Source organism: Aliivibrio sp. SR45-2 (genome assembly GCF_963890165.1).
Taxonomy (GTDB): domain Bacteria; phylum Pseudomonadota; class Gammaproteobacteria; order Enterobacterales; family Vibrionaceae; genus Aliivibrio; species Aliivibrio salmonicida.
In genome coordinates this window covers 82230-97031 of sequence record NZ_CAWPRC010000150.1, presented here as the reverse complement: position 1 = coordinate 97031, position 14802 = coordinate 82230, and the positions used below count along the sequence as shown (strand labels likewise).

Below are 14802 nucleotides of genomic sequence, written 5' to 3'. Positions count from 1 at the left end.
TAGGTAAGTTATTAGTACAGGCGAACGCGACGTGCGTTTTCGCGAGACAACTTCTTAGCATGACGCTTTTGAGCTGCTGCTTTAGCGCGTTTACGTACTGTAGTAGGTTTTTCGTAATGCTCACGACGGCGAACTTCAGAAAGAATACCTGCTTTTTCGCAAGAGCGCTTGAAACGACGTAGTGCAACGTCGAACGGTTCGTTTTCACGTACTTTAACTACTGGCATATGCCTTTCACCTCAGGTGTTAGTCAATTCGCTGGTAGTTATAATTAACCAGCTATTATTCAAATTGGTGCCGAATTTTAATCCGATCACGTCGTTTTGTAAAGCATTCTTGATTAAGAATTGAGTAATTTCTTTGTTTATTTTAGCTATGCTAGTCATCTCCTTGCTTGAGCTAGCTTAGGGATGTAGGTAATATGGCGATAAATTAACAGGTAACAGAGAAAAATATGCGAATTTTAGGTATTGAAACCTCGTGCGATGAAACGGGTGTGGCTATTTATGATGACGAAAAAGGGCTATTGGCTCATCAGCTGTACAGCCAAGTTAAGTTACACGCAGATTATGGTGGTGTAGTACCTGAATTAGCGTCTCGTGATCATGTTAAAAAAACAATTCCATTGATTCAAGCGGCATTGAATGATGCTGGCATGACAAAAGATGACATTGATGGTATTGCGTATACCGCTGGCCCCGGTTTGGTTGGTGCGTTATTGGTTGGTTCAACTATTGGTCGTAGCATTGCGTACGCATGGGATGTACCTGCGATTCCTGTTCATCATATGGAAGGGCATTTATTGGCTCCAATGCTGGAAGAGAACCCACCGGAGTTTCCGTTTGTTGCATTGCTCGTGTCTGGTGGACATACGTTAATGGTTGAAGTTAAAGGCATTGGTGATTATCAAATTCTTGGAGAATCTGTGGATGATGCTGCGGGTGAGGCGTTTGATAAAACAGCAAAACTAATGGGATTAGATTACCCAGGTGGCCCACGACTTTCTAAATTAGCGGAAGCGGGTGTGAAAGGTCGTTTTAAATTCCCTCGCCCAATGACTGATCGTCCGGGACTTGATTTTAGTTTTTCAGGATTAAAAACATTTGCTGCAAATACCATTCGAGCAAATGATGACGATGAACAGACTCGTGCAGATATTGCATTTGCTTTCCAAGAAGCAGTGGCGGATACGTTAGCGATAAAGTGTCGTCGTGCTTTAAAACAAACAGGTATGAAGCGATTGGTGATGGCGGGTGGTGTGAGTGCAAATACGTATCTTCGTCAGGAATTAGAAGCCATGATGAAGAAAATTGGTGGCGAGGTATTTTACCCTCGAACTGAGTTTTGTACGGATAACGGTGCGATGATTGCTTATGCAGGAATGCAACGTTTGAAAAATGGCGAAACAACAGATTTGGCCGTTCAAGCTAAACCTCGTTGGCCGATAGATCAATTAGCACCGATTAAATAAGAAAAGATCGACAGAGATCGTAATGGATCTTTTTTGCGAAATAAAGAAGGGGGCTTATTAGTCCCTTTTTCTTTGCCAAATTTTCTTTTCTTTTCCGGCAAAAAAACGTCGAATATTTTCGTGATGTTTTAAGACGATTAGGCATGAAAGCATCGCAACGGGTAACGTATATTGAGGTTTTACAAGCCACGTGAATAAAGGGGCGAGTAATGCGGTGGCCATTGAGGCTAACGAAGAATATCCAGTAATTAGTACGATTACGACCCAAGTTCCAAATAGAAGACCAGTTAGATCTAAACCGATAGGAGCCAGTGCTCCTAATGCGGTAGCTACGCCTTTCCCTCCTTTAAAATGGAAAAAAAGCGGATACATATGCCCTAAGCACGCCGCAATAGCAATAATGCCAAGTAGTAGTGGATTGATCTCAAGAAAGTAACCTCCCCACACCGGTAACATTCCTTTCAAAATATCACACAGTAGAACCAGACCTGCCGCCCCTTTTCCACCCAGTCGGAATACATTGGTTGCACCAGGATTTTGAGAACCTGATGTTCTAGGATCGGGTAAGCCTCTTAATCGGCAAATAAGCACAGCACTAGAGATCGATCCCAGTAGATAGGCGATGATGATCATAATTAGCGCAATAGGAGTCATGAATGAGCCTTTATTTAAGTGTTCAACAGCGATCAGAAATAACTTTTATAGTATATTGCTCTACACATTGAGCAAGGTAATAACAATATTACGTTGTTTTTCTTTTGATGGGTATCCGACCTCTTAATAAAAAGTGTGATCAAAGATGGATTTAGTATTTATAAAACAACTTGAAGTTATTACAACCATTGGTGTTTATGAGTGGGAACAGGGCATTAAACAGAAGCTAGTATTAGATATTGATATGGCTCACGATAATAAACCAGCTGCGAATTCTGATAATGTAGAGCAATGCTTAAATTATGCAGAAGTCAGCGACGCGGTTACTGCGCATATTCAACAAGGGCGTTTTTTACTTGTTGAGCGAGTGGCAGAAGAAATTGCCGAGCTAATAATGACTCGTTTCTCTGTTCCTTGGGTTCGCATTCATTTATCAAAACCTGGTGCGGTAGTTAACGCGCACAGTGTTGGTGTGGTGATTGAACGAGGATCAAAATGAGCACTGTGTATATCGGTGTAGGTTCCAATATTGATCCTGAAAAACACGCAAAAATAGCAATAACAGAGCTAAAGAAATTGGGTAAGTTAAAAAAAGTATCAACAATTTATGAAGCGGAACCGGTTGGTTTTTCGGGGGATAATTTCTTTAATTTTGTTGTTGAGCTTGAAACAAAGCACAGTTTATCTTTGTTAGGCGATTATTTGCGTGCTATCGAGATTAAGTGGGGTCGCAAGCCCCAAGCACAAAAAAATCAAGATAGAACCTTAGATCTTGATATTTTACTTTATGATAATGTCGTATCTAAATCAGATCCAACATTACCAAGAAACGATCTTTTTAAGTTCGCTTTTGTGATTTTGCCTATGGTTGAATTAAATCCTGAATTGGTTATTCCAAGTACAGATAAAACCATTAGTGAAATATGGGCGGGTTTCCCTAGAACTCAATCATTAACACCTGTCACTTTGACATTGATTATTTAAGAGATGTAATGACGTATTTTGAAGCATTTTTTCTTGCTTTACTGCAAGGATTTACTGAATTTTTACCAATATCTAGCTCGGCTCATTTAATTTTACCGTCGGAGGTACTTGGTTGGTCTGATCAAGGTTTAGCTTTTGATGTGGCTGTTCATGTTGGTACGTTAGCCGCGGTTGTTATTTATTTCAGAAAAGAAGTAGTGACATTACTTTCTGCTTGGACTCTCTCTATTGTAAAAAAAGAACACAATAAAGAGTCTAAACTAGCGTGGTTAATTATATTATCAACGATTCCTGCCGCAGTATGTGGGCTGATGTTTAAAGACTTCATTGAAGTTTATTTACGTAGTGCTTGGGTGATTGCGATAACGACTATCGTGTTTGGTCTATTACTGTGGTGGGTAGATAAAAACTCAACGCTTGTTAAAGATGAATATGAAATGACGTGGAAAAAAGCCTTGTTCCTTGGTATTGCTCAGGCAACAGCTATGATCCCAGGCACATCACGCTCAGGTATCACAATCACAGCGGCGTTGTATCTTGGCTTTACTCGTGAGGCAGCAGCGCGTTTTTCTTTCTTAATGTCGATACCAATTATTACCTTAGCTGGTTCTTATCTTGGATTAAAATTAGCATTAAGTGATGCGATTATTCACTTTGGTTTCTTAGGTACCGGTATTATTGTTTCATTTATTAGTGCTTATATTTGTATTCACTTTTTCTTGAAACTGATTTCGAGTATGGGAATGACGCCATTTGTTATATATCGATTATTGTTAGGGACGAGCCTACTTGCTTGGTTAGCGTTAACGCAATAATTAGAGTCTAGATTAAGGTGGTTGTTGTAAGTGATGAACTTATTAACAACCACTTTTTAATTCTAGTTTATTAAAAGCGCCACTTTGACAGCTTCAATTCTTCTCTTGGTTAATTCATCTCTGATTTCTGGTCCTTTAAACCCTGCTGCGACCACTTCTTTTACCTCTACACGTTGTGCTGCATTAAATGCGGATTTCATTCGTTCTTTTTGAGGGTATGGATTTAATTCTAACCCTAGTCGCCCTGCATGATCGGCTTGGCAGCACAATAGAATCGATTCTAAACGTTCTGGTTTACGCCATAAGTCCATTTTATCGAATATCTTGATAAAGGTTTGCGCTCGTAGTTCTGAAGCTCTGTGGACATTTGTGTGATGCTCACAAACCAATAAGGCTAGCTCTTTGTATTCATTAGGGACTCGAACTCGCTTACACAAATTCTTGATTACTTTTATTCCTGTATGGCAATGCATTTTGTGGCTTGGCCATTCTGATTCAGGAGTAATCCCCTTACCTAAATCATGAACTTGCGCTGCAAAGCGTATTGGAAGTGAGGTACTGAGTAATGATGCTTGCTGAGAAACCATCAGTGTATGAATTCCAGTATCAATTTCTGGGTGCCATTGTTCTGGTTGAGGAACGCCAAATAAAGCATCAATTTCCGGCAATACGACCGCTAATGCACCACATTCTTTGAGTACAGAAAGAAAAATATCTGGGTGTTTACTTGATAATGATTTTTCCCATTCTTGCCATACTCGTTCTGGGGTTAAATGAGAGAGTTCGCCACTCGAAACAAGTGTTTTCATTAATTGCATTGTTTCTGGTGCAATTGTAAAACCAAGATAATGAAAGCGAGCGGCAAAACGAGCAACTCGTAGTACCCGTAACGGGTCTTCGACAAAGGCATTGGATACATGGCGTAATAACCGATTCTTTAAATCTTCTTGCCCATGGTAAGGATCAATTAATAGGCCGTTATCTGATTGAGCTATCGCATTAATCGTCAAATCTCGACGCAACAAATCTTCTTCTAATGTGACATCTGCTTCTGCGTAACAAGTGAATCCTTTATATCCTTGACCACTTTTTCGTTCTGTTCTGGCTAAGGCGTATTCTTCTTTTGTTTTTGGGTGTAAGAAAACAGGAAAGTCTAGTCCTACGCTTTGGTAGCCAAGCGAATTCATGTGAGTGGGTGTAGAACCAACAACGACCCAATCTTTATCTTTTACGTCAATATTGAGGAGTGAATCTCGAACTGCACCACCTACTAAATAAATTTGCATCTGTTTTTCCTACACACAATCAAGATAAAGAGAACTTTCTTTACTTTCTGACTTCCAATGATACCGTGCAATGACAATATTTCGACTTTTTATTCGAAGACTCACTCATCGATATAGATAAATTAGGTAGATACCCCTTTTATGTACCAAGACTTCTTTGGCTTTACTGAATGTCCATTTTCAATGACTCCTAATGCGCGTTTTCTTTATTTAAGCGAGCGTCACAAGGAGGCATTAAGCTATTTGCAATCAGGATTAGGGCAAGGGGGCGGATTTGCTTTATTAACGGGAGAAGTTGGTACTGGTAAAACGACAGTATCGAGAGCACTTTTTTCGGAGTTAAATGAAAATATACATCTTGCTCTTATTTTAAATCCGACATTTACCGCATTGGAATTATTCACGGCTATTTGTGATGAGTTAAAAATTGAATATTCATCAACACCGTCATTAAAACAATTAACGGAAGTGATTGTTGAGTTCTTAGTGAGTGAAGATAAAAAGGGATTTCAAACCATTGTCGCGATAGATGAAGCCCAACATTTAGGCCCTGATGTATTAGAACAGCTTCGTTTATTAACTAATTTTGAAACGGACAGTGATAAATTATTAAAGGTTCTGTTGATTGGTCAGCCTGAACTGCAACAGAAACTGCAACAAGCTAATTTACGCCAGTTGGCTCAGAGGATTACCGCTCGATATCATTTATTGCCGTTAACAGTAGAAGACATCCAATATTATATCGATCACCGTTTGCAGGTTGTTGGTAGTAATGCGACGTTATTTTCGTCTTCGGCGATTAAAATCATCGCATTGCGATCAAAAGGCATTCCCCGTTTGATTAATCTATTATGCGATAAGGCACTATGGGTGAGTTACCAACAGGGAGAAAAAAACGTTAATGCTTCATCGGTAAAGCGTGCTTGTGAATTGGTTTTAGAGTGGGAAATTCCAGCAGTAAGTCACATTGATCTACCCGCTAAAAACAACACGCCTTGGTTAATGTTATCTATTGCAATTGCACTATCAGTTAGTTGTACTTTGGGGGTTTATAAAGCACTTCCTAGCTACTTAGCATCGACGTATCCTATCGTCGAGCAAGTGAAAGAACACCCATTAATCGGCTTTGATTCCGAGCAAGCGGCTTTTCAACAATTACTCGAAGTATGGGGTTATGAAACAAATACATTTCAAGCCAACTGTACTAATGCAAAAAGAGCGCAGTTATATTGTTTAGATAATAATGGGTCTTTAAATGATCTATTAGCACTAAATCGCCCCGCGATTGTATGGTTACAACAAGAGAATGGAGATGACTTACTGGCTATTGTTTATCATATCTCATCTAAAAATATTGCATTATTATTGCCAGATCGCCAGATTGAAGTTTCTCATCAATGGTTTGAAAAACATTGGAATGGCGCTTATATGCAACTCTGGAAAAAACCAATTATGACCAAAAGAGCGATGAGACTTGGTGATGAAGGTGAAGCCATTGTGGAATTGAATCAATTACTTTCTTTTGCCTTAGAGCAACCACTGACTGATTCGAATCGTTTTACTGAAGAAACCGAAGAACAAGTTAAGCAATTTCAAGCTATTTTCGGTTTGAAGAAAGATGGAGTGGTGGGGTCAAGTACGTTAATGTGGTTAGACAGTGTGATAAATACCAATGTCCCTATGCTTCAAGGAGACAAATAAATGAGTACTTTCTTTTCTCATCCTTCAAAGTTTTTGATAGGTTCATTGGTGATATTACCTCCCTTTGTTTTATCCTTGGTTATCGCGTTGCCTTATTATGAAGCAAGTAAGCAAGAAATTGTTCCCTATCATGCCAATTATGCTGAGTTAGCATTCCCTACATGGGAAACACAAAAGATCCCTATGCGCCGTCATTTGTTAGCGCTTAATTCTTCAAATAATGCAAAGAAAGAGGTAGAGAGGCCTCTACCTGATAAGACTGGATTCGGTACAGTCAAGCGTGTTCCCGCTCAAACCAATTCAAATATTACGCCAGCGAAAAAAGAAAAAGATTTTAATATTAATAATTTAGATTTATCTGGGTTGTCACCTGAGCTTGCAGCGCGATTTGAATCTGCTATGAATGATCCGGCAGACGTTAATCAAGAGAAAGAACTTGTTTGGGATAATGATGAATCAACCATTGAGCTTGTTAAAAATGGTGCTGAATTTATGGGGCGATTACCCGCGTTGAATTTTCAGACGCACAATTACACATCTAAGCTCAGTCAGCGGTGGGTAAAAGTGAATGGAAAAGAAGTCAGTGCAGGGGAGAACATTACACCTAGTGTGTCATTACTTGAGATTAACCCAAGAAATGTCATCATTGAGTTTGAAAATAAGAAAATTGAAGTGCCAGCACTTTATGAGTGGAAAGGATGATGGATGTTTTTCTGCATAAATAAGTGGACTATATAGATACAAAAAAGCTCAGAATAATTCTGAGCTTTTTTGTATTAGTTGAACCTTAATGAATTAAGACCAACCGTTTTGTTTTTTCTTGCGGCTTGGGATCATGTGCGGAAGTAGAAGTCCAAAGAGTAGACCAATACCAGCAACACCACCGCCATACATGAAGTACTTAAGTAATAAGTCTTCTTTTTGAGTATCTAGTTTAGCGCGTAATTCACGAATTTCAGACTGAGAGCTAACCAATTGGTTATTCACATCGCTGTAGCTTTGCTCTAAATCTTGCATTTGTTGATTACGTTGAGTCAAGCTATCTGCCAACCCTGCTTTCTCATCATTTGCGGCTTTACGCGCATTTGCAAGCTGTGCTTTAACTGACGTTAATTCAGCTTGAACTTTTGGTAAGCGCTCTCCAAGACCCGCTTGGCGAGAAACAAACTTGCTTTCAACCCAGCCTTTACGGCCTTTAGTATCGACAATCTGAGTAAAGCTCGCATTTTTGTTGCTGCTTAATAGAGTCACTCGATCACCCGCATCTACGCTGCCAATGATTTTATATTGGTTACTTGGACCTGAGTGCATGTACGTAAACAGGTTATCAGAAATATAACGAGTTTGAGCTTGCGCTTGCGCTTGCGCTGGCGCAGCAATAGCCCAAGCAAGTAAAATCAGGCTAATAAAATGCTTCACAATAATATTCCTTTGAAAAATTGGTATTGAATCGTTTAAGTTAAAGAAAAAATGACACTCTTATCACTGTAAATTCAAACGAAGATATAGATACTAAAAATATTTAAGCCCAGATGCAAGAAAAGAGGAGATTTTACTCTCCTCTTTGTGCAATTGTTTCAAAATTGATTAAGCTTATACTGGAGCGCCGATACCGAAGATGGCTTGCATTGCGTAGTAGAAAACGACCGCCAATAACGCACCAGCTGGTAGGGTAACAACCCAAGAGGCAACAATGTTACGTACTACACCTAAGTTTAGTGCGCCAATACCACGAGCAAAGCCTACCCCAAGAACCGCACCAACCAATGTTTGTGTTGTTGAGATTGGAAGACCAGTACCTGATGCTAATACAACAGTCGAAGCCGTTGCTAACTGTGCAGCAAAGCCACGGCTAGGAGTCAGTTCTGTAATACCAGTACCAACGGTAGCCATTACTTTATGACCTAAGGTTGCAAGACCAACAACGATACCAATACCACCTAGCGGAAGGATCCACCAAGCAATAGAGGTTTGAGAGGTAATTTGACCCATGTTTTCAATGGTTGAAACAACCGCAGACAATGGACCGATCGCATTGGCAACATCGTTAGAACCGTGAGCAAATGCCATCGCACAGGCTGTAATTACCATTAACGTACTAAAGATACTTTCTACGCCAGTAAAGCCACGGCTGTCTTTCTCATCATTTACTGTATTTGCAAATTTACGAGAAATATAAAGATACCCACCAACCATTACTAATGCAGAGACTGCAATAGAGGCTAGCCATGCTTCGCCGCTTGATAGGTGTAAGCCAACGTGTTTTAGACCTTTCTTGATCGTAACAAGTGCAATGACCATTGTCGTAATGAACATGTAAACAGGAACAAAACGTTTTGCGTTCATCAATGGTTTATCAGTATCGAAGATTAATCGCTGAGCACTAATGAAAATCATATAGGCAAAAATACCGGATATGAGAGGCGTAATTAACCAACTTCCCACAATACCTTGCACAGAACTCCAATTAACCGCTTCCGTACCAACAGCAACACAAGCAAAACCGATGATAGCACCGATAATTGAGTGCGTTGTTGATACCGGCCAACCCATGTAAGAAGCAAGTAATAACCAAGTACCAGCGGCAAGAAGCGCTGACATCATGCCATAAACTAAAACTTCAGGTTGATGAGCGAAAAGAGAGGTATCAATTACCCCTTTACGAATTGTATCTGTAACCTCACCACCAGCAAGGTACGCCCCTGCAAATTCGAAGATCATAGCAATGATAATTGCTTGTTTTACTGTTAACGCTTTAGAACCTACAGAAGTGCCCATCGCGTTGGCTACATCATTAGCACCAATACCAATAGCCATTAGAAGACCGAAGAAGGCCGCAACTATAATTAGGGTCGTGCCGTAGTTAGCAAGAATATCCATTGTAGTACCTGTTACTGAATCACAAACTTATGAGCGAGATAACATCAGTTCTAAACGAGAACCAACACGTTGTGCTTGGTCGGCAATGCCACCAACCCACTCAAGAATTTTATAAAGGAACATAACATCGATTGGGTTGTATTTGTGCTCGATGCCCATGAGTTGTTGACGCAATTGAATCTGCAGATCATCAGTATCATCTTCAATGATATCTAGTTTGTTGATCATTTCTGCAACTAAGGTGACTTCACGTCCTTTAAAGCCGGTCTCTAACAGTTCGTCTAATTCGCTGATTACTTCTTGGGCTTGGTTAGCCGCATCTAAACAACGCTGAACATAAGCTAGAAATGCATCCTGCATAGAGGTTGGAATTTCAAGTTGACGACCGACAACGCGACCTGCGATGTCTTTAGCCAAGTTTGCGAGTTTATCTTGTTGAGTCAGAAGACCGAGCATATCGGTACGATCAACAGGCATAAACAACCCGCGAGGAAGTTTTAAACGAATTTCACGTTTCAGAACATCCGCTTCTTTCTCAAGATGAGAAATTTGCGCACGAAGTTCATTCGCTTTTTCCCAATCACCAGTTGCACACGTTTCGAAAAACGGAATAAGCAGTGAGCAGCATTCATTGACACAAACAACGTGACGCTGCAAAGGTTTCATTGGGGACTTTGCGAATAACCCCATAATAGTATTTACTGGCATGGTTTCTTAACCTAATAAAACAACCACCTAATGGTGGATTGTTAGACGATGGCCACAAAGGCGCGAATGTTAACCCAATCCCACAATCAATAAAACTACTTTAGATCATGGTTTGGCTATTATTTCTTACTTGATACGGGATAGTTTAAGCCATATCCTTGGAAAGACAACGGTTATGAGGTCATTATGGAAACTGAAATAGAACTAAAGTTTTTTGTTTTTCCTGAATTTGCAGACACTATTATAGACAAAATTTCGGATGCGAAAGTCATAGAACACAGCAGTCTTGATTTAGGGAACACCTATTTTGACACGCCAGAACAGCATTTACGTAAGCACGATACGGGGTTACGTATCCGTCGCTTTAATGATGAACGTATTCAAACACTAAAGACCGCGGGTCGTGTTGTAGCAGGATTACATCAACGTCCTGAATATAATGCAGAGCATGATTCGGATGTACCTAATGTGTTATTACACCCCGCAGATGCATGGCCAAACGACATTACATTAGATGCACTTCAATTGCAGCTTGCTCCTTTGTTTTCAACTAATTTTACTCGTAAGCAGTGGTTGATTTTAATGTCTGATGGCAGTGAAATTGAATTAGCTTTTGATCAAGGTGAGGTTCTCGCTGGTGATAAAACAACACCGATATGTGAAGTTGAACTTGAGTTGAAGTCAGGTCAAACGGATGCCTTGTTTACATTAGCCCGGGATCTTTGCCGTTCTGGTGGGATGCGCTTAGGTAATCAAAGTAAGGCTGCTAAAGGGTATCGTTTAGCCATGAATAGCCCTAAAGATAATGTAAAACCATTATCATTAGTCAAAACGAGTTCTAACGACAGTGTTGAAACGTGTTTTGTAAACTCGCTAGAGCATGCTTTGTCTCATTGGCATTATCACGAACAAATTTACGTTGATACACACGATAAATTAGCGTTGCAGGAAATTCGAATCGCAATCGCGTTTTTACGTCAGATCTTCCTTGTCTTCGGTGAAATGGTGCCAAAGCGTGCGAGTGAGTTATTACGACAAGAATTAAAATGGTTAGAAGAAGAATTGCATTGGCTTGATGTTTCTGAGCATATTGAATACCTGACAGAAGAAAAAGGCAACGTACTAAGAAAACTGAATGCGCGTAAGTTTTTAGTTTCTAGTTTAGAAGAAGGCGCAAAAACACTGCCAAGTGATGACGAAATGCTCTCTCTATTAAGGTCATCTCGTTATTGTGGTTTATTGCTTGATTTAAGCCGTTGGATTTTAACACGAGATTGGCAACCTTTTTTAGATGATAAAAAACGTCAATCATTGCAAGAACCAATAGATGCTCATTCAGGAACGCTTCTTGATCGCACTTGGGAGGCGCTAGAGTCTGCTTTTTCAAGTTCCAATCAATTATTACCACAAGATTATTTTAAACAGAAAATGCGCTTACGCCGAAATTTGATGACGGGAACGTGTTTTGCTCTTATCTATGATGATGAGCGTCGTACTGGTTTTCGATTACCTTGGCTTGATTTATTGCAAGGCATTGATGATTTGATGAGTTTGGAGCCATTAAGAGCACGTGTTGACTTGCTTACCGGTGAAGAAGAGCGTGATCAGTTAGAACGTTGGATTATCCGTCAAGAGCGATCCATGCTCCATGCAATGGAACAAACACGACGGGCTGGGTTAGCGTACCCTCCTTATTGGCAATAAAAATACGATCTATTTATTGTCTTAAGCTGTCATGAAATATAAAGAGAAGTGTGCTTACTTCTCTTTTTTATTTTCGATTTGATTAAGTCGTTCTAAAATTTCGGTTTGTTGCTGGAGGAGCAAATCAAGCTTTTGGCTTCGTACTATTTGCTCTTGCTCGTGTATATGCTTTTCTCTGACTTTTTCAGGCTCTGTAATTATGGAGGTAATTAAACCTGAAATCATACCAAAGATCCCAACGCCTGAAATGATGATAAAAACGGCCAGTATTTTCCCCGCAACAGTAATAGGATAATGATCACCATAACCGACGGTTGATATTGTCACAAAAGCCCACCATATCGCATCCCCTGCGGTTTGTATGTTTGCATTCGGGTTTTGCCCTTCAAATACAAGCATAAAGACAGAGCCAAGCGAAATTAATGTCACCATCAACACAAGAATAGACGCAATAGTGGCTTCTTTTCGGTTTTTCTTAATCTGTTTCAAGACGGATTGACTGGATCGGAAAAGTCGGCATATTCTTAAAATATGAAAAATTCGGGCATATCGAATGGGTTCAATGATCGGAATACTGGCAATAAAATCGATCCAATGATCTTTCATATATTGACGACGATCTTTACTTCTAAGTAAATCAATACTTAATTGCAGAAGAAATAAGGCACAGATGGTGGTGTCGATACCAATCAACATTGCTTTACTGGCACTATTTAGTGGTAGAAACAGCAAGCTTGAGATCACAATTAATGATAAAAACGACAGTATCAGTGACATTAAGCTCATGGGGTTAAGGTCAATTTTGGTATGATTCATTTTAAATTTATATGTATCTCAGTAGATATAAAAAATGTGTACATAGGCTTACACAGCTTGCTCCATGATGCACTAAATAATCAGAGACTTAAAGGAATGAGGAAATGCTATGCCCGTAATAACATTTAAGCCATGGGAAAGGCTGGTAACTGATATTAAGTTAGTCCCTAAATTGGTCATGTTAATGGTATTTAGTACCGTTTTGTTAGTATCAAAACAATTATGGGATGCAAATACGTTCTATCATGCCGTTATTGATGTTCAAAAAGAAAGCGCACAAAGCGCTGCGACAGCGAATGCAGAATTAATTAACGGTATTTTAAACAGCCAATCGGGCAATCAGCAATTGGTGGCAGAGGCCATCACCGCTCAAGCAAAGGCATGGACCACCGGAAACTACATTTACGCGATTGATCGTAATAGTGGGGAAGTTTTTGGTCATAAATCGATTCAATCGTTGTCTTCATTAACCGGATCTATTGATGGTGGAAACTCCGTAAACCAACTCTTGCGTAATGTATCGTCTCAGCAAGCGTATTCTCTTAATGATAATACTCGCTATGAATTTGCCGTAAAAGTGGCAAATCATAATTGGGTTGTTGTTTCTTCATTAACAACAAAAGGTGCAGAAGCTTATTATCAAGAATATTTGATGCAAGTGATTTGGCAGACCATTGCCATGATTGTTGCTTTTATGGTTATTCTGTTGGGTGCTTCAAGCATTATGCTGCGCCAAATGCGTTACTTGAACAGTTCAATGAAAGAGATTGCGGCGCAAAATTTATCGCTACCTGTAGAGATGAATTGCAAAGATGAATTTGGTGATCTAGCAAGAGAATTAGATAAAACGCGTTTACAGCTTAAATCGGTTGTGGAGAATCAATTATCGGCATCTCAAGAGTTGGCCAGTTTGACTGAAATCATGACGATAAGCATGGAAGGAACAAAAGAAGCGGCCCAAGAAGAGTTTGCAGAAATTGATCAGCTAGCGACAGCAATGAGTGAAATGAATTCTACGGTTCAAAACGTAGCAGAAAATGCGCGCAGTGCCTCTATAGGGACAGAGCAAGCTCAAATCCAAGCAAAAGTAGGTCAAGAATTTGTTCAAGGGACCATCATTAAAATTCAAGCACTGTCTGGTGATATAGCGGCTTCTGCTGAAGTGGTTAATCAAGTAGAAGAGCGAGTAATATCCATTAGTTCAGTGGTTGAGACGATTCGTGGTATCTCAGAACAAACGAATTTATTAGCATTAAATGCGGCAATTGAAGCGGCACGCGCAGGTGATGCTGGTCGAGGTTTTGCGGTCGTTGCTGATGAAGTGAGAAACCTAGCACAGAGCACACAAGGTGCAACGGTTGAGATCCAAGAAATGATCACTCAGCTTCAAAACAGCGCGAATCAAGCCGTTGACCTAATGGAAAAAAGTGTTGTTGAAGCGGCTGAAGGCGTGGAATTGGTGACGAATGCAGGGACAGAACTAGACAGCATTGTGAATCAAGTGAATAACATTAATGAAATGAACTTCCAAATAGCGAGTGCTGCGGAGCAACAAAGCAGTGTGGCTGAAGAAATGGATCAGAACCTAACGAATGTTCGTGAACTGGTTGAAGCGTCAGTGGTTGTAATGACAGAGCTAACTGAAACCTCAGAAGAAATGCAGAAGAATGCTGAAGATCTCGAAAGTAAAATGAAGATGTTTAAGATCTAGTTTACGACGGTCTCTTTTTTATGAACGCCCGCACTCAGTTGTGGGCGTTTTTGTTTGCGACAAAATACAAAG

15 protein-coding genes are annotated in these 14802 nt (G+C 40.0%); 8 read left to right on the top strand and 7 right to left on the bottom strand.

Annotated elements, in window-relative coordinates; genetic code table 11:
• Positions 1–11: 11 nt before the first annotated feature.
• On the bottom strand, positions 12–227 hold the full coding sequence (gene rpsU, locus AACV33_RS09370; protein WP_005421025.1) for a 30S ribosomal protein S21: 216 nt from the start codon (positions 225–227) through the stop codon (positions 12–14).
• Positions 228–454: 227 nt separating this feature from the next.
• Between rpsU and tsaD the strand changes: the two genes are divergently transcribed.
• Positions 455–1471 (top strand): tRNA (adenosine(37)-N6)-threonylcarbamoyltransferase complex transferase subunit TsaD, encoded by a 1017-nt coding sequence (tsaD, locus tag AACV33_RS09365; RefSeq protein WP_017022527.1) that lies wholly within the window; start codon positions 455–457, stop codon positions 1469–1471.
• Positions 1472–1528: 57 nt separating this feature from the next.
• Here tsaD and plsY read toward each other — a convergent pair whose 3' ends face one another.
• Positions 1529–2125, bottom strand: coding sequence for a glycerol-3-phosphate 1-O-acyltransferase PlsY (gene plsY, locus AACV33_RS09360; RefSeq protein WP_017022528.1), 597 nt, complete (start codon positions 2123–2125; stop codon positions 1529–1531).
• Between the two features lie 145 nt (positions 2126–2270).
• Here plsY and folB point away from each other — a divergent pair, with 145 nt between their 5' ends.
• From folB to AACV33_RS09345, 3 genes are read left to right on the top strand one after another with little or no spacing between them, the layout of a single operon-like run.
• Positions 2271–2624, top strand: coding sequence for a bifunctional dihydroneopterin aldolase/7,8-dihydroneopterin epimerase (folB, locus tag AACV33_RS09355; protein WP_182699248.1), 354 nt, complete (start codon positions 2271–2273; stop codon positions 2622–2624).
• Positions 2621–3109 carry a 2-amino-4-hydroxy-6-hydroxymethyldihydropteridine diphosphokinase gene (gene folK / locus AACV33_RS09350; RefSeq protein WP_182699247.1) on the top strand — a complete coding sequence of 163 codons (489 nt, stop codon included), beginning with the start codon at positions 2621–2623 and terminating at the stop codon, positions 3107–3109. Before folB ends, folK begins: the two co-directional genes overlap by 4 nt.
• Positions 3110–3117: 8 nt before the next feature.
• Entirely contained in the window at positions 3118–3924 is an 807-nt protein-coding gene (locus AACV33_RS09345) for an undecaprenyl-diphosphate phosphatase (RefSeq protein WP_017022530.1), read from the top strand.
• A 62-nt stretch (positions 3925–3986) separates the two neighbouring features.
• On the opposite strand, the gene AACV33_RS09340 is transcribed toward AACV33_RS09345, so the two are convergent.
• Complete coding sequence (locus AACV33_RS09340; protein WP_182699246.1) at positions 3987–5210, bottom strand: multifunctional CCA addition/repair protein; 1224 nt, start codon at positions 5208–5210, stop codon at positions 3987–3989.
• Positions 5211–5351: 141 nt separating this feature from the next.
• Between AACV33_RS09340 and AACV33_RS09335 the strand changes: the two genes are divergently transcribed.
• Positions 5352–6911 (top strand): ExeA family protein, encoded by a 1560-nt coding sequence (locus tag AACV33_RS09335; protein ID WP_182699245.1) that lies wholly within the window; start codon positions 5352–5354, stop codon positions 6909–6911.
• Entirely contained in the window at positions 6912–7613 is a 702-nt protein-coding gene (locus tag AACV33_RS09330) for a general secretion pathway protein GspB (RefSeq protein ID WP_182699244.1), read from the top strand.
• A gap of 93 nt (positions 7614–7706) precedes the next feature.
• Here AACV33_RS09330 and AACV33_RS09325 read toward each other — a convergent pair whose 3' ends face one another.
• The 3 genes from AACV33_RS09325 to AACV33_RS09315 form a co-directional block, all read right to left on the bottom strand.
• On the bottom strand, positions 7707–8330 hold the full coding sequence (locus AACV33_RS09325) for a TIGR04211 family SH3 domain-containing protein (protein WP_182699243.1): 624 nt from the start codon (positions 8328–8330) through the stop codon (positions 7707–7709).
• A gap of 174 nt (positions 8331–8504) precedes the next feature.
• Entirely contained in the window at positions 8505–9791 is a 1287-nt protein-coding gene (locus AACV33_RS09320; RefSeq protein WP_017022535.1) for an inorganic phosphate transporter, read from the bottom strand.
• A gap of 27 nt (positions 9792–9818) precedes the next feature.
• Complete coding sequence (locus AACV33_RS09315; protein WP_012551136.1) at positions 9819–10499, bottom strand: TIGR00153 family protein; 681 nt, start codon at positions 10497–10499, stop codon at positions 9819–9821.
• Positions 10500–10685: 186 nt separating this feature from the next.
• On the opposite strand from AACV33_RS09315, the gene AACV33_RS09310 reads away from it, so the two are divergent.
• A complete protein-coding gene (locus AACV33_RS09310; protein WP_182699242.1) occupies positions 10686–12203 on the top strand; it encodes a CYTH and CHAD domain-containing protein in 1518 nt (505 codons plus the stop codon).
• A gap of 54 nt (positions 12204–12257) precedes the next feature.
• On the opposite strand, the gene AACV33_RS09305 is transcribed toward AACV33_RS09310, so the two are convergent.
• Positions 12258–13019: a potassium channel family protein gene (locus AACV33_RS09305; RefSeq protein WP_182699241.1), complete on the bottom strand. Its 762-nt coding sequence runs from the start codon at positions 13017–13019 to the stop codon at positions 12258–12260.
• A gap of 109 nt (positions 13020–13128) precedes the next feature.
• Here AACV33_RS09305 and AACV33_RS09300 point away from each other — a divergent pair, with 109 nt between their 5' ends.
• On the top strand, positions 13129–14730 hold the full coding sequence (locus tag AACV33_RS09300) for a methyl-accepting chemotaxis protein (protein ID WP_023604173.1): 1602 nt from the start codon (positions 13129–13131) through the stop codon (positions 14728–14730).
• Positions 14731–14802 lie beyond the last annotated feature (72 nt).